Origin of the sequence: Streptomyces sp. M41(2017) (assembly GCF_002078175.1) — a bacterium.
Classification (GTDB): Bacteria; Actinomycetota; Actinomycetes; order Streptomycetales; family Streptomycetaceae; genus Streptomyces.
Genome location: NZ_MWFK01000001.1, coordinates 3433359 through 3452536 on the forward strand (window position 1 = coordinate 3433359; position 19178 = coordinate 3452536).

25 protein-coding genes are annotated in these 19178 nt (G+C 70.9%); 12 read left to right on the forward strand and 13 right to left on the reverse strand.

Annotated elements, in window-relative coordinates:
- Nucleotides 1-120: 120 nt before the first annotated feature.
- The 4 genes from B0675_RS15210 to B0675_RS15225 all read left to right on the forward strand — a co-directional run bounded on the left by B0675_RS15210 (nt 121) and on the right by B0675_RS15225 (nt 2872).
- Nucleotides 121-705: a dihydrofolate reductase family protein gene (locus tag B0675_RS15210; protein WP_081219359.1), complete on the forward strand. Its 585-nt coding sequence runs from the start codon at nt 121-123 to the stop codon at nt 703-705.
- Between the two features lie 163 nt (nt 706-868).
- Nucleotides 869-1282 (forward strand): YciI family protein, encoded by a 414-nt coding sequence (locus B0675_RS15215; protein WP_081219360.1) that lies wholly within the window; start codon nt 869-871, stop codon nt 1280-1282.
- Nucleotides 1283-1287: 5 nt separating this feature from the next.
- Nucleotides 1288-2514, forward strand: coding sequence for a sigma-70 family RNA polymerase sigma factor (locus B0675_RS15220; RefSeq protein ID WP_081219361.1), 1227 nt, complete (start codon nt 1288-1290; stop codon nt 2512-2514).
- A gap of 10 nt (nt 2515-2524) precedes the next feature.
- Entirely contained in the window at nt 2525-2872 is a 348-nt protein-coding gene (locus tag B0675_RS15225) for a DUF952 domain-containing protein (RefSeq protein WP_081219362.1), read from the forward strand.
- A 19-nt stretch (nt 2873-2891) separates the two neighbouring features.
- Here B0675_RS15225 and B0675_RS15230 read toward each other — a convergent pair whose 3' ends face one another.
- From B0675_RS15230 to B0675_RS15250, 5 genes are all read right to left on the reverse strand, one after another.
- Nucleotides 2892-3647 (reverse strand): VOC family protein, encoded by a 756-nt coding sequence (locus B0675_RS15230; protein WP_081219363.1) that lies wholly within the window; start codon nt 3645-3647, stop codon nt 2892-2894.
- The gene (locus B0675_RS15235; protein WP_081219364.1) at nt 3644-4519 is read right to left on the reverse strand and encodes a hypothetical protein; all 876 of its coding nucleotides are present in this window, start codon (nt 4517-4519) and stop codon (nt 3644-3646) included. Before B0675_RS15235 ends, B0675_RS15230 begins: the two co-directional genes overlap by 4 nt.
- Before the next feature lie 115 nt (nt 4520-4634).
- Nucleotides 4635-5054: a VOC family protein gene (locus B0675_RS15240; protein WP_081219365.1), complete on the reverse strand. Its 420-nt coding sequence runs from the start codon at nt 5052-5054 to the stop codon at nt 4635-4637.
- A 10-nt stretch (nt 5055-5064) separates the two neighbouring features.
- The gene (locus B0675_RS15245) at nt 5065-5445 is read right to left on the reverse strand and encodes a helix-turn-helix transcriptional regulator (RefSeq protein ID WP_081219366.1); all 381 of its coding nucleotides are present in this window, start codon (nt 5443-5445) and stop codon (nt 5065-5067) included.
- A gap of 109 nt (nt 5446-5554) precedes the next feature.
- Nucleotides 5555-5971, reverse strand: a complete 417-nt coding sequence (locus B0675_RS15250) for an SHOCT domain-containing protein (protein ID WP_081219367.1) — start codon at nt 5969-5971, stop codon at nt 5555-5557.
- 186 nt (nt 5972-6157) lie between these two features.
- Between B0675_RS15250 and B0675_RS15255 the strand changes: the two genes are divergently transcribed.
- A complete protein-coding gene (locus B0675_RS15255; RefSeq protein WP_081219368.1) occupies nt 6158-6355 on the forward strand; it encodes a hypothetical protein in 198 nt (65 codons plus the stop codon).
- Nucleotides 6356-6499: 144 nt separating this feature from the next.
- On the opposite strand, the gene sodN is transcribed toward B0675_RS15255, so the two are convergent.
- Nucleotides 6500-6895 carry a superoxide dismutase, Ni gene (gene sodN, locus B0675_RS15260; RefSeq protein WP_081219369.1) on the reverse strand — a complete coding sequence of 132 codons (396 nt, stop codon included), beginning with the start codon at nt 6893-6895 and terminating at the stop codon, nt 6500-6502.
- 145 nt (nt 6896-7040) lie between these two features.
- Here sodN and sodX point away from each other — a divergent pair, with 145 nt between their 5' ends.
- Complete coding sequence (gene sodX, locus B0675_RS15265) at nt 7041-7472, forward strand: nickel-type superoxide dismutase maturation protease (protein WP_081221807.1); 432 nt, start codon at nt 7041-7043, stop codon at nt 7470-7472.
- Here sodX and B0675_RS15270 read toward each other — a convergent pair.
- Nucleotides 7376-8005: a CGNR zinc finger domain-containing protein gene (locus B0675_RS15270; RefSeq protein ID WP_081219370.1), complete on the reverse strand. Its 630-nt coding sequence runs from the start codon at nt 8003-8005 to the stop codon at nt 7376-7378. The two genes, sodX and B0675_RS15270, sit on opposite strands and share 97 nt — an antisense overlap.
- 100 nt (nt 8006-8105) lie before the next feature.
- Here B0675_RS15270 and B0675_RS15275 point away from each other — a divergent pair, with 100 nt between their 5' ends.
- A complete protein-coding gene (locus B0675_RS15275) occupies nt 8106-8864 on the forward strand; it encodes a class I SAM-dependent methyltransferase (RefSeq protein WP_081219371.1) in 759 nt (252 codons plus the stop codon).
- Nucleotides 8865-8976: 112 nt separating this feature from the next.
- On the opposite strand, the gene B0675_RS15280 is transcribed toward B0675_RS15275, so the two are convergent.
- From B0675_RS15280 to B0675_RS15290, 3 genes are read right to left on the reverse strand one after another with little or no spacing between them, the layout of a single operon-like run.
- Nucleotides 8977-9768, reverse strand: a complete 792-nt coding sequence (locus B0675_RS15280) for an amino acid ABC transporter ATP-binding protein (RefSeq protein ID WP_081219372.1) — start codon at nt 9766-9768, stop codon at nt 8977-8979.
- Complete coding sequence (locus B0675_RS15285) at nt 9765-10703, reverse strand: amino acid ABC transporter permease (RefSeq protein WP_081219373.1); 939 nt, start codon at nt 10701-10703, stop codon at nt 9765-9767. The genes B0675_RS15280 and B0675_RS15285 overlap by 4 nt, the downstream gene beginning before the upstream one ends.
- A 38-nt stretch (nt 10704-10741) precedes the next feature.
- Nucleotides 10742-11695, reverse strand: a complete 954-nt coding sequence (locus tag B0675_RS15290) for an ABC transporter substrate-binding protein (RefSeq protein ID WP_081219374.1) — start codon at nt 11693-11695, stop codon at nt 10742-10744.
- Nucleotides 11696-12233: 538 nt separating this feature from the next.
- On the opposite strand from B0675_RS15290, the gene B0675_RS15300 reads away from it, so the two are divergent.
- The 4 genes from B0675_RS15300 to B0675_RS15315 all read left to right on the forward strand — a co-directional run bounded on the left by B0675_RS15300 (nt 12234) and on the right by B0675_RS15315 (nt 15558).
- The gene (locus B0675_RS15300; RefSeq protein WP_081219375.1) at nt 12234-13457 is read left to right on the forward strand and encodes an NADP-dependent malic enzyme; all 1224 of its coding nucleotides are present in this window, start codon (nt 12234-12236) and stop codon (nt 13455-13457) included.
- 213 nt (nt 13458-13670) lie between these two features.
- A complete protein-coding gene (locus B0675_RS15305) occupies nt 13671-14636 on the forward strand; it encodes a zinc-binding dehydrogenase (protein WP_081219376.1) in 966 nt (321 codons plus the stop codon).
- 143 nt (nt 14637-14779) lie between these two features.
- On the forward strand, nt 14780-14989 hold the full coding sequence (locus B0675_RS15310; RefSeq protein WP_081219377.1) for an HTH domain-containing protein: 210 nt from the start codon (nt 14780-14782) through the stop codon (nt 14987-14989).
- Nucleotides 14989-15558: a Clp protease N-terminal domain-containing protein gene (locus tag B0675_RS15315; protein WP_081219378.1), complete on the forward strand. Its 570-nt coding sequence runs from the start codon at nt 14989-14991 to the stop codon at nt 15556-15558. Before B0675_RS15310 ends, B0675_RS15315 begins: the two co-directional genes overlap by 1 nt.
- 128 nt (nt 15559-15686) lie before the next feature.
- Here the strand turns inward: B0675_RS15315 and B0675_RS15320 are convergent, their stop codons facing one another.
- The gene (locus tag B0675_RS15320) at nt 15687-16769 is read right to left on the reverse strand and encodes a PadR family transcriptional regulator (protein WP_081219379.1); all 1083 of its coding nucleotides are present in this window, start codon (nt 16767-16769) and stop codon (nt 15687-15689) included.
- 1 nt (nt 16770) lies between these two features.
- The gene (locus B0675_RS15325) at nt 16771-17820 is read right to left on the reverse strand and encodes a DUF4097 family beta strand repeat-containing protein (RefSeq protein WP_081219380.1); all 1050 of its coding nucleotides are present in this window, start codon (nt 17818-17820) and stop codon (nt 16771-16773) included.
- A 164-nt stretch (nt 17821-17984) separates the two neighbouring features.
- On the opposite strand from B0675_RS15325, the gene B0675_RS15330 reads away from it, so the two are divergent.
- A complete protein-coding gene (locus B0675_RS15330; protein WP_081219381.1) occupies nt 17985-18839 on the forward strand; it encodes a hypothetical protein in 855 nt (284 codons plus the stop codon).
- 136 nt (nt 18840-18975) lie between these two features.
- Here B0675_RS15330 and B0675_RS15335 read toward each other — a convergent pair whose 3' ends face one another.
- Complete coding sequence (locus B0675_RS15335; RefSeq protein WP_007266501.1) at nt 18976-19161, reverse strand: DUF6104 family protein; 186 nt, start codon at nt 19159-19161, stop codon at nt 18976-18978.
- Nucleotides 19162-19178 lie beyond the last annotated feature (17 nt).

Consider the following 19178-nt stretch of genomic DNA (forward strand, 5'->3'; position numbering starts at 1 on the left):
GGCCATGCCCCCCAGGGGCGGACGCTTCAATCCTCTTGAACCACTACAGATGAAGCACTATAACTGAAGTGGTTCGGCAGGAGCCGTCCACCACGACGCCGCCCGAGAGAAGAGACCCGCTTGCGCAAGCTCACCTACTTCGTCGCCTGCTCGATCGACGGCTTCATCGGCGATCCCGACGGCGACGCCGATCCCTTCATGCCGTTCGTCGACGAGGAGTTCCTCGCCTTCCTGACGGCGGAGTACCCCGAGACCATCGCGTCCCAGGGCCGCCGCGCCCTCGGCGTCGACGACCTGGAGAACCGGGTCTTCGACACGGTCGTCCAGGGCCGGGCCAGCTACCAACTGGCGCTCGACATCGGCGTGACCAGCCCGTACGCGCATCTGCGCCAGTACGTCGCCTCCCGCACCCTCACCGAGTCGCCCGACCCGGCCGTCCGGATCGTCGGGGACGACATCGTCGGCACCGTCCGTGAACTGAAGGCGGAGGAAGGTGAGTTCGGCATCTACCTGTGCGGCGGCTCGCAACTCGCCGGTGAGCTGATCGACGAGGTCGACGAGCTGGTCGTCAAGACGTACCCGGTGGTCCTCGGTTCCGGCCTGCCGATGTTCGGCTCCGGATTCGACGTCGGTGCGTTCACCCTCGACGAGATGCGGCTCTTCGGGAACGGCGTCCTCGTGCGGACCTATCGCAGGAAGCGCTGAATCCGCCACCGCCCTACCCTGAAGGCAGCGAAGGACCCGCCCCCGAAAAAGATTCCGACGTCGTGGACCCCGTCGTGTCGAGAACCGCGGACCGGCTCCGACGTCCCCTGTGAGAGCCGCCCAGCACGGGCGGCCCGAGCGAGGAAACAGAAGGAGCGGACTCATGAAGTACCTGGTGATGGTGCAGGGAACGCAGGCCGACTACGCGAGCCAGCGGGGCGACGCCACCGCGCAGCCGCCGCTCTGGACGGAGGAGGAGATCCAGGCGATGTTCGCGCACATGGGCGCGATCAACGACGACCTCTCCGAATCGGGCGAGCTGGTCGACATGAACGGCCTGCTCGAACCCGCGAAGGCCCGTCTCGTGTCCCGCGGCGCGGACGGTGAGGTCGTGATCACCGACGGCCCGTACGGCGAGACCAAGGAAGTGATGGCCGGCTACTGGGTGGTCGACTGCGCGAGTCTGGACCGGGTCACCGAGATCGCCGCGCGCGTCACCGCCTGCCCCGTTCCGAAGGGCGCCCCGGAGTACCCGGTGGTCATCCGGCCCATCGGGGACGGCGGCGGGGACGTCTGAGCGGGATGAGCGGCACGACCGGGGTCGAGGATCTGCTGCGCCACCACGCGCCGCAGGTCCTCGGTGCCCTGGTGCGCCGCTACGGCCACTTCGACGCCGCCGAGGACGCGGTCCAGGAGGCCCTGCTGGCGGCGGCCGGCCAGTGGCCCGCCAAGGGCGTGCCGGACAACCCGCGCGGCTGGCTGATCAAGGTGGCCTCGCGGCGGCTCGTCGACACCCTGCGCGCGGAACAGGCGCGGCGGCTGCGCGAGGAGAAGGCGGCCGCGCTCACGCCGCGGGACGCGTTCACCGCGCCGCCGCCCGGCGCCGACCGCGCCCCGTCGGAGGACGACACGCTCACGCTCCTCTTCCTGTGCTGTCACCCCGACCTGAGCCCGCCCGCGCAGATCGCGCTCACCCTGCGCGCGGTCGGCGGACTCACCACGGCGGAGATCGCGCGGGCCTGGCTGGTGCCCGAGGCGACCATGGCCCAGCGGATCAGCCGCGCCAAGCGGAAGGTGCGGGGCGTACGGTTCGCCCGCCCCGAGCGCTGGGAGGAACGGCTCCCCGCCGTCCTGCACACCCTCTACCTGATCTTCAACGAGGGCTACACGGCCACCTCGGGGACCTCCTTGCAGCGGGCCGAACTCGCCGGTGAGGCGCTCCGGTTGGCGCGTACGGTCCGCCGACTGCTGCCCGAGGACGCCGAAGTGGCCGGGCTGCTCGCGCTGATGCTCCTCACCGACGCCCGCCGCGCCGCGCGCACCGGACCGCACGGAGACCTCGTCCCCCTCGACGAACAGGACCGCGACCGCTGGGACAGGGCGGCCATCGAGGAGGGCGTGGCCCTGGTGACGGAGGCGCTGGCACGCGGACGGGCGGGCCCCTATCAGCTGCGCGCCGCCATCGCCGCCGTCCACGACGAGGCACGCACGCCGGAGGCGACGGACTGGGCCGAGATCCTCGGCCTGTACGACATCCTCGTCCGCCAGGTACCCGGCCCCGTCGAACAGCTCAACCGCACGGTCGCCGTCGCCATGGTGCACGGCCCGCGCGCGGCCCTCGCCGAACTCGACCGGCTGGAGGACGCGTCGGCCGCCGGGCACCGGCCGGACGCCGTCCGCGGCCATCTGCTGGAGCGCGCCGGAGACACGGCGGGAGCCCGCGCGGCCTACACGTCGGCCGCCGGCCAGACCCTCAGCCTGCCGGAGCGCCGCTATTTGGAGGCGCGCGCGGCCCGGCTCGGGCCGTAGCGTTCCTCCCATGTCCGAACCTCTGCTGCACCTGACCGAGCGCTCCCTGTGGGACGCGGCCCGCGCCTCCGGCGCCTTCGAGATGTCCACCCGCGGCCGGACCCTCCAGGAGGAGGGCTTCATCCACTGCTCGCTGCGCCACCAACTCCAGCCGGTGGCGACGATGTTGTACGGCTCCTACACCGGCCCCGACGAACTGGTGGTCCTCGTCGTCGACCCCGAACGCCTCACCGTGCCGGTCCGCTTCGAGGCGATGGAACCCGGCGGCGAGGAGTTCCCCCACGTCTACGGGCCGGTCCCGGCCGCCGCCGTGGTGGACGTGGAGGTCTGGACCCCGGGTGCGGACGGCGCCCGGTGACGCCCCTCGCGGACACCCCCTAGGGCAGGCTGCCCGTCGCCGGGTCGCGGCCGGTCAGGCAGTAGGTGCCGCCGGCCGGGTCCCGCATCACCGTCCAGCGGGCGCCCCGGCCGACCGCCGTCGCCCCGAGCGTCTCGTGGTGGGCCCGCACCGCGTCGACGTCCGAGCAGGCGAGGTCGAGGTGGGCGGCGGCGGGCCGGACGGTGTCCAGGCGCTGCAACAGGATGCGCAGCGGGAGCCCGGCGGGCGGCCGGACCAGATGGAACTCGGGGAGCGCGCCCGCCAGGGACTCCCAGCCGGTCAGCGCGGCCCAGAAGGCGGTCTCGGCGGCGAACGCGTCCGGCGCCACGTCGAGACACACCTGGTCGAGCCGGCTCGTCGCGCCGCCCGGCCCCCCGGTCACCGGCGGCCGCGCGGACTCGCCCTGCCAGGGCACCGCGCAGAACGACTGCCCGCCGGGGGAGCGCAGCACGGCCCAGCCGTCGTGCTCCGCGACGGTCTCGGCACCGAGCCCGAGGGCCCACGCCACCAGCGCCGGCACGTCCTCCACGGACAGGTCGAGATGCGCGCCCCCGGGACCGTCCCCGACGCCCTGCGCCTTCACACAGGCGTCCGCGCCGGCGGGCAGCAACGTCACGAACTCACCCCGGTCACCGCGTGGTTCCGAGACGGTCGTGCCGGTGACCGCGGTCCAGAAGGCCACAGCGGCTCCGAGCTCCGCCACGGGCCGGTCGACGAAGGCATGGGTCCACCGGATGTTCGGTCGCGTGCTCATCGGGACTGCTCCTCCTGCCGTACGGACGCTGCGGCTCGTACCGTCTCCTGGCCGATCAGCGCGCGCAAGGACGTTTTCATCCGGGAGACGAAGGCGTCCCGGACCTCGGGGGAGAGGGCGTCGAGGGACAGGTACGGGTTGAGGTCCTCCAGCTCGACGAGGAGCAGTCCGCCGTCCGGGGCCCGGCAGGCGTCGACACGCTGGATGCCGTACGTGATGTCGTTCCAGTCGACGAACCGCTGCGCGAACTCCCGGTCCTCGTCGGTGGGTTCGTAGGGCTCCAGGGCCCAGCGCCGCTCCGGGTCCGGTGCGTACAGGGCGTACTGGAGGGTGTCGTCGACGAAGTAGAACGACACCTCGTACCGGAAGTCGACGCGCGGCTGGACGAGGAGGTCGCCGAACGGCAGCCCGGCGAGCCGGTCGCGCGTCACGAACTCCAGGCCGATGGAGTCCGCGCCCTGTTTCGGCTTCACCGCGTAGCTGTCCGCCTCCGGCAGCCGGTCCAGGTCGGCCGCGCGGTCCACGGTGGGGATGACCGGGAACCCGGCGGCGGTCAGCTCCAGCAGGTACCCCTTGCCGGCCATGTCCCCCTTGCCGGACAGCTGGTTGTAGACCCGCACACCGTCGGCCAGCGCCCGCTCCCGGAACGCGTCGTACGCGGCCTGATGGTGCAGGACGGGCCCGCTGTTGCGGACCACCACGGCGTCGAAGCCGGCCATCAGCGCGGCCGCGTCCAGCGGATGGCACACGGCGATGTCGAAGTCCTCGCGCAGTCGCGCGGTGAGGGCGATGTCCTCGTCGCAGTACCGCCGTCCCCTGGCCGGATAGGCCAGGTCACTGACGTAGAGGACACGGGGGCGCGCGGACGGCACGGGGACTCCTCGGAGGACGCTCTGGGGCTCGGACCGCGGACGCGCCGCGGACACACGCACGTAGTGTCCCTCCCGAGGGAACCCGGTCTTCCGGCACCCCGGGCCGACGGCCGGTTCAGGCCTCCCGGCGGTTCTCCGCGAAGCGCAGCAGGTTGCCCGCCGGATCGCGGAACGCGCAGTCCCGCAGGCCGTACGGCTGGTCGGCGGGTTCCTGGAGGACCTCGGCGCCCGAGGCGCGGACCCGCTCGAAGAGGGCGTCGCAGTCGGTCGTCGAGAAGATCACCCCGCGCAGCATGCCCTTGGCCAGCAGTTCCGCCATGGCCTGCTTGTCCGCGGGGGAGGCGTCCGGGTCCGCCGCCGGGGGCTCCAGGACGATCTCCACGTCGGGCTGGAGCGGCGACCCGACCGTGACCCAGCGCATCCCCTCGAACCCGACGTCGCCCCGGACCTCCAGGCCCAGCACGTCACGGTAGAAGGCCAGCGCCTTGTCGTGATCGTCGACGGAGATGAAGCACTGGGAGAGTTTCAGGTCCATGCCCTACAACCTAGAGGCGTGTGCCCGGTTCCGCCTCGGGGTTGCGATGGCGGGCCGGGCGGGTCATCCGGCGGGCCACGCAGGACGGGATGGGCGCGCCGTGGTCGTGCGGACGGGCCCGGTACGCGCTCGGCGTCTCACCGACCAGCTCCGTGAACCGCGAGCTGAACGAACCGAGCGAGGTGCACCCCACGGCGAGGCACACCTCCGTCACCGTCATGTCGCCGCTCCGCAGCAGCGCCTTCGCGCGCTCGATCCGGCGGGTCATGAGATACGTGTACGGCGTCTCGCCGAAGGCGTCACGGAAGCTGCGCTGGAAGTGGCCCGGCGACATCAGCGCCGTACGCGCGATCGTCGCCATGTCGAGCGGCTCCGCGAACTCGCGGTTCATCCGGTCCCGCGCCTTGCGCAGCCGGACCAGGTCCTCCAGGACTCGGGGATTTCCCACCCGCCCAGAATGCCACGGGCCACCGACAACGGGCCCGGCCGCGCGCAACCGGTCAGGCGTCGGCCAGGACCTTGGCCTTGGCCTGCTCGAACTCCGCGGACGTGAGGTGGCCGCTGCTCTTGAGTTCCGCGAGCTTCGCGAGTTCGTCGGCCTTGCCGGTGGTCCCGGCGGTCTCACGGATGTAGGACTGCACGTCCTCCTGGCTCTTCTGGATGCGCTTCGCCTCGCGCTCGCCCATCCCGCGGCCCCGCGCGATCAGGTACACGAAGACGCCGAGGAAGGGCAGGATCACGACGAAGACGCACCAGCCGGCCTTGCCCCAGCCGCTCAGATCGTCGTCGCGGAAGATGTCCCCGATGACGCGGAAGAGCAGCATGAACCACAGGATCCACAGGAAGAACCACATCGTGGTCCAGAAGACGTTGAGCAGGGGATAGTCCGCTGCCAGTTCGAGCGTCGAGCCGTTCATGGTCGAACTCCTGTCGTCGTACGACATCGCCACGCTCGACCACAGTGCGTCGACGGCCCGCCCGGCCGCCTCACCCCCGGCGGGTGAGCTGGGGGATCCCCCAAGCGCCGACGATGGCAGGGGGATCGCGGCGGACCCCGGACCCGAAGGCGGGTCTCGAACCCCGGTCCTGAGGGAAGTGCTCGTATGCGCTACGAATTCCGCGTCGCCGGCATCGTGTCGGAGACGCTCGCCTCGGCGTTCTCCGAACTCGACAGCGTGCCCACGGCGGAACAGACGCTGTTCTTCGGCCCCGTCATCGACGACGCCCATCTGCACGGTCTGCTCGGCCGGTTCCAGGCGCTCGGCCTGCGCGTGGTCGAGCTGCGCCGGCTGCCCGCGTGACCGTGACAGCAGAACGCACCCGGACCGCCGGGCCACCGAGTTCGGCGGCCCGCGGACCAGGTGCGTGTCGCGTGACGTGCGGCCGGACGAACCGCAGGTCGGCGCGGCCGGACCCGAGAGGCCCGGCAACCCGGAGGTCCGGGGTCAGGCCTGCTTGGTCTCCCAGAAGATCTTGTCGATCTGGGCGATGTAGTCGAGGGCCTTCTGGCCGGTCGCCGGGTCGGCGGACGCCTTGGCGGCCGAGAGGGCCTTCAGGGTGTCGTTGACCAGCTGGTGCAGCTCCGGGTACTTCTCGAAGTGCGGGGGCTTGAAGTAGTCGCTCCAGAGCACCGACACGTGGTGCTTGGCGAGCTCGGCGCGCTGCTCCTTGATGACAACGGCGCGCGTCTGGAACTGAGGGTCGTCGTTTCCGGCCATCTTTTCCTGGACGGCCTTCACCGACTCCGCCTCGATGCGGGCCTGGGCCGGGTCGTACACGCCGCAGGGCAGGTCGCAGTGCGCGCTGACCTTCACCTTGGGGGCAAACAGGCGGGAGAGCATTGAGCTGTCCTTCCTCGTGATCGTCTTCTCAGGTGGGACATTACTCCGTAGGAGACCTGTTTTCGCGAGTGCCCCCATGGGCTTAGGACAAAAGTCCAGGGTGAGACTGGGACTGGTGGAGGATGGAACCGGGGAGGTGCCGGTGATGCCGGAGCTGTCGCAGGAGACCGAGCGGGGGAGGGCCCTGCTGCCGTTCGGGGCGGCGGAGGTGACGGGCCCGTCCATGGTGCCCACGCTCCAGCACGGGGATCGGCTCGTGGTGCAGTGGGGTGCGCGGGTGGGGCCGGGTGACGTGGTCGTCTTGCGGCATCCCTTCCAGCAGGACCTGCTCGTCGTGAAACGGATCGCGGAGCGGCGCGAGGGCGGCTGGTGGGTGCTGGGTGACAACGCGTTCGCGGGCGGGGACAGCACCGACTACGGAACCGTTCCCGAGGATCTCGTCCTCGGGAAGGTGCGGTTCCGGTTCCGGCCGCCGGGCGGTCAGCGTTCCCCGTTCGCCGTCGCCCGCTGGGTGCTGGTCGCCGCCAGGCCGGTGCTCTCCGCCCGGTCGGCCTCCAGGCGCTTGCGGGCACGGTAGGCCGCGACGTTGGCGCGGGTCGCGCAGCGGTCCGAGCAGTAGCGCCGGGAGCGATTGGTCGAGGTGTCCAGGTAGGCGTTGCGGCAGGGGGCGGCCTCGCACAGGCCGAGCCGGTTCGCGCCGTACTCGGTGAGGTGGAAGGCCAGGCCCATCGACGCGATCGCCGCGTAGCCCGCAGTCGCGTTCGACGGGTGGTCCGCCAGGTGCATGTGCCACAGCGGGCGGCCGTCGTCGTCGCGGTGGTCGTGCCCGGAGATCTGCGGGCTCACCGGGAACTCCAGGAGCAGCGAGTTCAGCAGGTCCACGGCGAGGGTCTCGTCGCCGGCGTCCGCCGCCTCGAAGACCGCGCGCAGCCGGGCCCGTACGGAGCGGAAGCGGGTGACGTCCGCCTCCGCCGCGCGGCGGGCCGCCGACGCGTTGCTCCCGAACAGGTCACGGACGGCCTCGACCGAGGTCAGCGTGTCCTTGCCGCGGGCCGGTTCCTCGCTGTTGACGAGACGGACGGCGTAATCCGCGTAATAGGCCAGTTCCACTTGTAGTCCTTACGGAGGGGCTCTATCGTCGTGACGGCGGTCAGGTAACAGATGATCGTGCTTACAGGGTATTACGTGGTCGAGTGGAGGAGGGGCTTTCATGGCCATCGGCACCGGAACGGACTGGCAGGCCTGGCAGCGGAGCTGGGACCGGCAGCAGGAGTGGTACATGCCGGACCGGGAGGACCGCTTCACGGTCATGCTCGACCTGACCGAGGCGCTCGTCGGACCGGCCCCCCGCGTCCTCGACCTGGCATGCGGCACCGGCACCATCACCGCCCGGCTGCTCGATCGCCTCCCCGGAGCCACCAGCACCGGCGTCGACCTCGACCCCGCGCTGCTCACCATCGCCGAGGGCACCTTCGCCGGCGACGACCGGGTCTCCTTCGTGACGGCCGACCTCAAGGACCCGGAGTGGCGCGCCCGGCTGCCGTACGACACGTACGACGCGGTGCTGACCGCCACGGCCCTGCACTGGCTGCACAGCGAACCCCTCGCGGTCCTCTACGGTCAGCTCGCGGAACTCGTCCGCGACGGCGGTGTCCTCATGAACGCCGACCACATGATCGACGAGACCACGCCCCGGATCAACGCGGCCGACCGGGCCCTGCGGCACGCCCGGATGGACCGGGCCAGGGAGACCGGCGCGCTCGACTGGGCCGAATGGTGGAAGGTGGCCGCGCAGGACCCCGTCCTCGCCGAACCCACCGCCCGCCGCTTCGAGATCTACGGGGAACACGCCGACGGCGACACGCCCTCCGCCGACTGGCACGCGCGCGTGCTGCGCGAGAAGGGCTTCGCGGAGGCCCGTGCGGTCTGGCGCTCGCCGTCGGACGCGCTGGTGCTGGCGGTCAAGTAGCCGAGTGGCCCACCGGAGACGGGGAAGGGGCGGTACGGAATCCCGTACCGCCCCTTTTTCCTCGACTTCTCGCGCGCAGGTCCTCAGGCTCTCCGGTCTCCCGGTTCTCCGGTCAGAGGACCTTCGACAGGAACGACTTGGTGCGCTCGTGCTGCGGGTCCGTCAGGACGTCGCGCGGGTTGCCGGACTCGACGACCACACCGCCGTCCATGAAGACCAGGCTGTCGCCGACCTCGCGGGCGAAGCCCATCTCGTGCGTGACGACGATCATCGTCATGCCGGACTCGGCGAGGTCGCGCATGACGTCGAGGACGTCACCGACCAGCTCCGGGTCCAGGGCCGAGGTCGGCTCGTCGAAGAGCATCAGCTTCGGGTCCATCGCCAGCGCGCGGGCGATCGCCACACGCTGCTGCTGGCCGCCGGAGAGCTGCGAGGGGTAGTTCTTCGCCTTGTCGGCGAGGCCGACGCGCTCCAGGAGCTGGCCCGCGCGTTCCCGTGCCTGGGACCTGCTGACGCCCTTGACCTGGACCGGTGCCTCCATGACGTTCTCGAGCGCCGTCATGTGCGGGAACAGGTTGAAGCGCTGGAAGACCATGCCGATGTCCCGGCGCTTCAGCGCGACCTCGCTGTCCTTCAGCTCGTAGAGCTTGTCGCCCTTCTGGCGGTAGCCGACCAGCTCGCCGTCGACGTACAGCCGGCCGGCGTTGATCTGCTCAAGGTGGTTGATGCACCTGAGGAACGTGGACTTGCCGGAGCCGGAGGGGCCGATGAGGCAGAACACCTCTCCGGACTTCACCTCCAGGTCGATGCCCTTCAGGACCTCGACAGGGCCGAAGGACTTGTGGACGCCCTCGGACTTGACCATCGCCGTGGCGGAGTCCGCCTTGGTCACGTCGGCGGTCATGCCGCACCTCCCGAGGGACGGCCCACCGACAGCACGTGGGTCTTGATCTTCTGGAACGGCGTGGCCGGGAGGCTACGGCTGCTGCCCCGGGCGTAGTACCGCTCCAGGTAGTACTGGCCGACGCTGAACACCGACGTCAGCAGCAGGTACCAGGCGGCGGCGAGGAACAGCATCTCGGCCGGCGCCCCCGAGGTCTGGCCGATGTCCTGGGCCACGCGGAACAGCTCGGAGTACTGGATGACGGCCACCAGCGAGGTCGTCTTCAGCATGTTGATGACCTCGTTGCCCGTGGGGGGCACGATCACACGCATCGCCTGCGGGATGACGATCCGGCGCAGGGTCTTGCTGTGGCTCATGCCCAGGGCGTGCGAGGCCTCGGTCTGGCCCTCGTCGACCGAGAGCAGGCCGGCCCGGCAGATCTCGGCCATGTACGCGGCCTCGTTCAGGCCCAGTCCCAGCAGCGCCGTCAGCAACGGCGTCATGAAGCTGGACCAGTAGTCCTTGTAGATCGGACCGAGGTTGATGTACGTGAAGACCAGGCCGAGGTTGAACCAGACCACGAGCTGTACGAGGACCGGCGTACCGCGGAAGAACCAGATGTAGAACCACGCGATGGACGAGGTCACCGGGTTCTTCGACAGCCGCATCACGGCGAGCAGAACGCCGCCGACGACGCCGATCAGCATCGAGAGGACCGTCAGCAGCAGCGTCTTGAGGACACCGTTGATGACGCGGTGGTCGAAGAAGTAGTCGGGGATCGCTCCCCAGTTGATCTTGCCCTGGGAGAACGCGTAGACCACGGAGACCAGGAGCGCGATCGCGATGACCGCGGAGACGTATCGCCCGTAGTGCCGGACCGGGATCGCCTTGATGGCTTCCGGTCGGGCCGGGGGAGCGTCCTCCGGGCCCGGTGTCTTGTCAGTGTCAACAGTCACGGGAGTTGTTGCCTTTCAGTGCCCGCTCGGTTCCGCGGTCACTTGCCGCCGTTGACCGCGGCCGCCTTGACGGCGCCGGCGTCGACGCCCCACTTCGCGATGATCTTGTCGTACTCGCCGTTCTTGATGATCGCGTCGAGCGCGGCCTTCAGGGCGTCCCGGAGCTGGGTGTTGGACTTGGCGACGGCGATGCCGTACGGAGCGGCCTCGACCTGGTCTCCCACGATCTCGAAGTCCTTGCCGCCGCCGGACGTCTTCACCGCGTACGCGGCGACCGGGAAGTCGGACGAGCCGGCGTCGGCGCCACCGCCGCGCAGCCGGGTCTGGGCCTGCTGGTCGTTGTCGTACGACTCGATGGCGATCTTCTTGCCACCCGTGCACTTCTTCGACTCGGCCTTGGCGAGGTCCTCGGAGACCGTGCCGCGCTGCACCACGAGCTTCTTGCCGCACAGGTCGGACCAGCTCTTGATGTTCTGGGTCTTGCCCTTGGGGGTGTAGATGGAGACACCCGCGGTGAAGTAGTCGACGAAGTCGACACCCTCGCCGACCTTCTTGCCGGTGTCCGAGTCGATGCCCTCCTGGCGGTCCTTGGAGTCCGTCATCGCGGACATCGCGATGTCGTACCGCTTGGAACGCAGACCCGTGAGCAGCGTGTCGAAGGTGCCGTTCTGGAACTCGAACTTCACGCCGAGTTGCTTGCCGAGCGCGTCCGCCAGGTCGGGGTCGATGCCGACGGTCTTGCCCGAGTCGTCCTTGAACTCGACCGGCGCGTAGGCGATGTCCGAGCCGACCTTGATGACGCCCGCGTCGCGGATCGCCTTGGGCAGCTTGCCGGCCAGCGGCGCCGAGCTCGTGCTCGCGGAAGAGTCGCTCGAGTCGTTCTTGGTCTGGTCACCGCAGCCGGTGAGGACAAGGGCGCCGGCGACCGCGATCGCGCCGACCGCTGCTATCCGGGACTGAGCGGTGGTACGACGGGTGGTGCTTGCGGTCATGAGGGTCCTCCGGCGGATGAGGGAGTAGCCGACAGGTCGACGAGAACACACACCTTCGGGTGTCGCGACCTCGTGTGATGACGGCATCTTGCCATTCGGACTGCGGCATTCAGGGTGCCCGCTATGTCAAAATCGGATAACGGGTGACCCCCGAACCGCTACGGGTCGGTACTACCTGACCGGATCTTGTACGGGAATCTCTTCTTCCGACCGGAAGATCTTCGGTACATCCCGCGACGCGGAGGGCCGCTATTGCGCGCCCCCGGACGAACGAGCGCATGTCCGGAAGTGTCAATGGATCACGGCATGAGTCATGTCACCGACGTGTGATCTTGGCGTTATGGACTCGTCCACGGCACCGTGCGTCGGGTAAGAAGGTTCTTTACACCCCTCATCCGGGGCTCAGGGCGCGTGTGCGGCGCGCCCGTCGCGCAGCCGCCCGTACGCAACCACGGCGGCAGGGCCTGCGCGGTGCCCGCCCACCCCTCAACCAGGAGTGGTCACCCTCAGACAATGAAGACTTAAGGGGTAAAACAAAGTGGCAGCGGAGATCGTCAATCCTCGCAGCGACAGCAGTACGGATCAGGAAGACGGGGCGGAGCCCCTCGACTCCTTCGACCCGGCTTTCGCGCTGCACCGCGGCGGCAAGATGGCTGTGCAAGCCACCGTGCCGGTCCGCAACAAGGACGACCTGTCCCTGGCTTACACGCCCGGCGTCGCGAAGGTGTGCAGCGCGATCGCCGAGCAGCCGGAACTCGTCCACGACTACACGTGGAAGTCGTCCGTGGTCGCCGTCGTGACCGACGGTACGGCCGTGCTCGGGCTCGGTGACATCGGCCCCGAGGCCTCCCTCCCCGTCATGGAGGGCAAGGCCATCCTCTTCAAGCAGTTCGGCGGCGTCGACGCCGTCCCGATCGCGCTGGCCTGCACCGGTGTCGACGAGATCGTCGAGACCGTGGCCCGGCTCGCGCCGTCCTTCGGCGGGATCAACCTGGAGGACATCTCGGCGCCTCGGTGCTTCGAGATCGAGCGGAAGCTCCAGGAGCGCCTGGACATCCCCGTCTTCCACGACGACCAGCACGGCACCGCGATCGTCACGCTCGCGGCCCTGCGCAACGCCGCCCGGCTGACCGGACGCTCCATCGGATCGCTGCGCGCGGTGATCTCCGGTGCGGGCGCCGCCGGTGTGGCCATCGCCAAGTTCCTGGTGGAGGCGGGCATCGGCGACGTCGCGGTCGCCGACCGCAAGGGCGTCGTGTCGCGGGACCGGGACGACCTCACGGACGTCAAGCGGGAACTCGCCGGGATCACCAACAAGGCCGGGCTCTCCGGTTCGCTGGAGTCCGCACTCGCGGGCGCGGACGTCTTCATCGGCGTCTCCGGCGGTACGGTGCCCGAGCCGGCGATCGCCTCCATGGCGGACGGCGCCTTCGTGTTCGCGATGGCCAACCCGAACCCCGAGGTGCATCCCGAGGTCGCCCACAAGTACGCGGCTGTCGTCGCGACCGGGCGGTCGGACTTCCCGAACCAGATCAACAACGTCCTGGCGTTCCCCGGCATCTTCGCCGGTGCCCTCCAGGTCCGGGCCTCCCGGATCACCGAGGCCATGAAGATCGCCGCCGCCGAGGCGCTGGCCGCGGTCGTCGGTGACGACCTCGCCGCGGACTACGTCATCCCCTCGCCGTTCGACGAGCGGGTGGCGCCGGCGGTGACGGCCGCTGTGGCCGCCGCGGCCCGTGCGGAGGGTGTCGCCCGCCGCTGAGGCACGCGCGTTCGCTGTGACCCCGCCGGGGGTTCCTCCCGGCGGGGTCATTGTTTTCGCCGCCCTCTCCGCCCCTACCCGTCCCGTAGCGGGGGCGCCGCCCCCGGACCCCCGCTCCTCAAGCGCCGGAGGGGCCGATTTCTCGCCTTCAGGGACGCGTGTCACAACGGGAGGCGGTTCCGCCGGGAGGGAGCGGAGCCTATCGTCGGGGCCATGTTCGCTGCCTATGCCGCCCGAATCGACCGTGACCAGCCGCTGAACGGCCTGGAGTTGGGGGAGCGTCCGGCTCCCGAACAGAGGCCGGGCTGGACCACCGTGAACGTACGGGCCGCGTCCCTCAACCACCACGACCTCTGGTCCCTGCGCGGGGTCGGTCTCGCCGAGGACAAACTCCCGATGATCCTGGGCTGCGACGCCGCCGGAGTCGACCAGGACGGCAACGAGGTCGTCCTGCACTCCGTCATCGGCCAGACCGGCCACGGGGTCGGCCCCGCCGAACCCCGCTCCATCCTCACCGAGCGCTACCAGGGCACCTTCGCCGAGCAGGTCACCGTACCGACCTGGAACGTCCTGCCCAAGCCCCGCGAGCTGTCCTTCGAGCAGGCCGCCTGTCTGCCGACCGCCTGGCTGACGGCGTACCGCATGCTCTTCACCAACGCCGGGGTACGACCCGGCGACTCCGTGCTCGTGCAGGGCGCCGGCGGCGGTGTCGCCACGGCGGCGATCGTGCTCGGCAAGGCCGCCGGCCTGCGGATGTTCGCCACCAGCCGCGACGAGGCCAAGCGGAAGCGGGCGCTCGAACTCGGTGCCGTCGAGGCCCTGGAGTCCGGGGCGCGGCTGCCGCAGCGCGTGGACGCCGTCATCGAGACGGTCGGCGCGGCCACCTGGTCCCACTCGATCAAGTCGCTGCGTCCCGGCGGCACCGTCGTCATCACCGGCGCCACCAGCGGGGACCGGCCCTCGCACGCCGAGCTGACGCGCATCTTCTTCCTCGAACTCAAGGTCGTCGGCTCCACCATGGGCACGAAGGACGAGCTGGAGGACCTGCTGGCGTTCTGCGCCACCACGGGCGTGCGGCCGGTCATCGACGAGGCGCTTCCGCTCGACCGGGCCCGCGAGGGCTTCGAGCGGCTGGAGGCCGGAGACCACTTCGGCAAGATCGTGCTGACGGGGAGCTGACCGGGAACGGGAGGCGGTAGGTGCCGCGTACGGCGGGTCCGGGTGTCCGGGCCCGCCGTTTCCGTTCCCTGTCCCCGGTCCTCGTCCTCGTCCTCGTGTCAATGTTGGTTGACATGACGGCACTGTCAACGTAAGTTGACAGCATGACCGAAGCAACGGATCTTGCCGAGCGCGCGGGTGATCGCGATCCGCGGGTCGGGCTGCGGGCGGTCTCCGCGCTGCGGAGGCTGCTGGAGCAGTTGGAAGCGGTGCAGGTGCGCAGTGCGCGCAATCAGGGCTGGTCGTGGCAGGAGATCGCCGCGGAACTCGGAGTGACCAGGCAGGCCGTGCACAAGAAGTACGGGAGGCAGTGATGTTCGAACGTTTCACGAAGGACGCGCGGGCCGTCGTCACGGGGGCGGTGTCGTACTCCGAGCGGGTGGGGGCCGCGACGGTGGAGGAGGAGCATCTGCTGCTCGCGCTCCTCGACCGTGAGGGCAGCCGGGGGTCGTTCGCCCTCGGATCGCTGAGGTCGGCCGGGCCGCGGGAGTCGCTGGAGCGGGACCTCGCCGAGGCCCGCCGCCGGGGCGGGCTGTCCCGTGCCGACGCGGACGCCCTCTCCGGGCTCGGTATCGACCTCTCGGAGATCGTCGCCCGCATCGAGGAGGCGCACGGGGAGGGGGCGTTGGAGTCGGGGAAGCGGTCCGGCCAGGGCAGGCGGACCGGACGTCGGCCCTTCGGGCGAAGCGCGAAGGAGACGCTCACGCGATCCCTGCGGGTCGCCGTCGCCCGGCGGGACCGTCACATCGGCGACGAGCACCTGCTGCTGGCCATCACCCTCCAGGGCGGGGTCGCAGGCGAGGTGCTGGGCGATCACGGCATCACGTACGGCTCGGTGACACGGGTGCTCTATGGAGAGGACGGCGTGGCCGAGGCGGGCTGAGAGCGGAACGCCCGGCGGGGCTCTGCGCGCGGGGGAGGCGATGCGCGCGGAGCCCCGCCGGTCCGGACGGTCGGCCGATCCCGGAGGAGCGTCCCGGAGGAACGCCCCGGAGGAACGCCCCGTGGGCGTTACGGTCGCCCGCTCCGCAGCGTCGATCCGATGTGCGCCGCCGCTGCCGACAAGTGGCGCCGGATGTCACGGAGTTGCTCTTCCGTCACGCCGTGGTCGCGGGAGGCGTCACGGATGTCGTCGCGGAAGCGGTCCAGGAGGCGGTCCAGGTCGCGGGCCGGGTTGCCCGTGGAGCCCTCGTGGGCCCAGGACGGTTCGTACTCCGCGGGGAAGTCCGCCGGGGTGGCCGTGTACTCCGGCTCGGCGCGGGTGCCGGACGGGGTGCGGCCGAAGCCGAACTCCTTGCCGAAGTCCTTCCCCAGGTCCTTGCCGAAGTTCTTTCCGAAGTCGCCGAACTCCTTGGCCAGTTCGGTCAGCCCCTCGCGGACGCCCGTCGGCCAGTCGCCCCGGGCGAAGTGGTCCTGAACCTGGTCCTGGACGCGCTTGGCCATGCGCTGCATCTCCTCCTGTGCCTGGGCGCGGGCGTGCTCCTGGGCCTCCTTGGCCTGGCGGCGGGCGCGCTGGGCCTCGTCACGGGCGCGGCGGCTCTCGTCCTTCGCCCGGCGGGCCTGCTCCTTCCACTCCTGCCGGACGCGCCGCATCTCCTCCTTGGCCGCCCGCCAGGACTCCCTGTCCTGGAAGTCGTCGGCGCCGGCGGAGCCGCCCGCCGCGGAGTCGTGCCGCTCGGCGCCGGCCGCGCCCTTGCTGCCGCCGCGCCGGGCCTCCGTGGCCGCGGCGCGCATCTCGCGGCGCAGGTCACCGGCCGCGCCCCGCACATCGGCGCGGATCTCCGCCGCGAGCTCCGCGACGGACTCACGGATCTCCAGTTCGAGGTCGGCCAGCTCACCGCTGCGGTCGGCCAGTTCGGCGCGGCCCGCGTCGGTGATCGCGTACACCTTGCGACCGCCCTCGGAGGTGTGCGTGACGAGTCCTTCGGCCTCCAGCTTGGCGAGGCGGGGATAGACGGTGCCCGCCGAGGGTGCGTACAGCCCCTGGAAACGCTCCTCCAGGAGCCGGATCACCTCGTACCCGTGGCGCGGCGCCTCCTCCAGCAGCTTGAGGAGGTAGAGGCGCAGTCGGCCGTGGGCGAAGACGGGAGCCATCTCAGAGCACCTTCTTGTCGGTCGGGGTGTCGGCCGGGCGGCCTCCGCCTGAACCGTCGCTCGCGGTGGCGTCGTCCGGTCCGGCGGTCTCGGGGCCGTCCGTGCCCTTCGTCAGGTCCGCGGCCTTCGCCGGATCGACGGCCTCGATGGTGTCCGTGGACGCGGGGGTGCTCGGTGACGCGGGAGGGCTCGTGGGCCTCGGGGAGTCCGTGGGCTGCGGGGCGTCCTCGAAGGGTTCCTCCTCCGCCGGGGGGCGGCGCAGCAGGGCGATGGAGCCCGAGACCGTCACCGCCTTCAGCCGGCCGTTGCCGGCGCCGAGCCGGCCGGTGATCTTCTTGGCGCCCCACTGGCCGGCGACCCGGAGGTCCTCGAAGGCGCTGGAGACGGTGCCGCTCGCGGTGTTGGCCTCCACTTCCGCGTCCGCCGGATGCGGGAGCCGTATGGCGATCTCGCCCGACACGTTCGACAGCTGGACGTCCGTCGGGGCGCCCGCGGCGTCGAGGTCGACGATCATCGAGCCGCTCACCGACTCGGCCCGCACCGAGGAGCCGGAGCCCTCGACCACGGTCAGGTCGCCGGAGACGGAGTTGAAACGCAGGTCGCCCGTGACGGCCTGGGCCTCCAGATTCCCGGAGACGGTCGTCACGTGGGTCGGGCCGGCGACGCGGACGAGGGTCGTGTCGCCGCTGACGCCCTTCACCTCCACCCGGCCGTCCACTCCGGAGACCACGGCGGCGGCGCCCACCACGCCCACCTCGACGCGGGTGCCGGCCGGAACGGCCAGCGAGACCACCGCCGAGCGGCGCCAGCCCTTGGTGTCGAACCACTTGAGGAAGCCCTTCCAGGGCAGGTCCTCGTACGCCACGGTGAGGGTGCCGTCCTGGTGGGCCACCTGGAGCGGGGGCCCGTCCAGCTCGGACACTTCCAGGCGGGCGGAACCCTCGTCGGTCCCCACGACGTTCACTGTTCCGTTGACGACGCGCACGTGCAGCGTCGTCACCGGGTCGTCGAAGGAGAGCTTCTTCGGCTCTGCCACGGACCACTCGGACATGGTGCAGACCTCCTCGACCGGGCCGGACCCGCTCGCGGATCCGAACTCGACGCGCCATATCGCGTCTAGCGCTATTCACGATATATCGCGGATGCGGAAAGTCAAGACATCCGTTCCGGTGCCATCGCTGAGCCGAGGTGGGCAAATCGCCCTAAAGTGACACCATGTCGACTGCCTCCGGCGCATCGGGCGACGGCCGCCCGCGGGGTGAGCGCCCGGCCCGCACCGCCGGCGCCCTCCTGTTGTGCCGGGCCCGCCCCGAAGCCGTCGGCCCGGCGGCTCCGCTGTTGCGCGAGCGGATGGTGCTCGCCGGAGCGGGGGTCGGGTGGAGCCTGCTGGTACCCGAGGGAAAGCCCTGGCAGGACGGCGCGGAACCGGTCGACCGCGTGCTCACCGGCTGGGCCACGGCACTCGCCGTCGGCGCCCCCTGGCCCGTCCTCGCCCTGTGGTGGGACGCCGACCGCAGCGGCTTCGTCCTGGCGTCCGGATTCCGCCGGCCCGTGGGCTATGAATGGCTCGCCGACGGCACCCCGGTCGGCGAGGACGAGGCGATGCGCACCTTCGCGGCCCGCCTCGGGCTCGACCCGGTCCTCGACGTACAGGCCCTGGAGCCGCTGACGCGACCCGATCCCGAGGCCGACGCCCCGGCCCGCGTGCGGGGACTGCTCGCCGTCCTCGCACGCGAGGGACTGCTGCTGCGGGCCGGTCTCACCCCGGGGGAGCCCGCCGACCGGCTCCGTGGCGCGGCCCGGATCCTGTACGACGCCGAGCAGATCGACCGGGTCGGCCGGCGTGCCGCCGTCGGAGCCGAACTCGACATCGTGGAGCGCGGCGCGCTCGGACCCTGGCTGCGCGGTCCACGCGCCCGCGCGCTCGCCGTCGCCCAGCTGGCGCTCGGCCTCCCGCTCACCGCCTGGGGGTTACGGCACCGCGGCGGCGGCTGGATCGTCGCGGGCTCGGTCCTGACGGCCCGCGGCGCCCTCGGCCTCGCGTACGACCGCCTGCGCGCCCACTCCTGACGCCTCTCCGTGAAGGGCGGCAGGGGACCGGACGGGAGTAGTCCCGGATCCGGACCGCACCGGACAAGGAACCGGTCAGGGAACCGGCCGACGTGGCAGGAGAGGCAGGCCAGGGGCGGCCGGGGGGAGCGCGGGACTACTCGTCGTCCTCGTCCTCGTCGTCCAGCCGCGCCAGCCACGTCGCCAGCCGCTCCACCGGGACCTCGAAGTCCGGGTTGAGGTCGACGAACGTACGCAACTGCTCGGCGAGCCACTCGAAGGTGACCTCTTCCTCGCCGCGCCGCTTCTCAAGTTCCTCGATGCCGCGGTCGGTGAAGTACATGGATGGTGCTCCGTCGG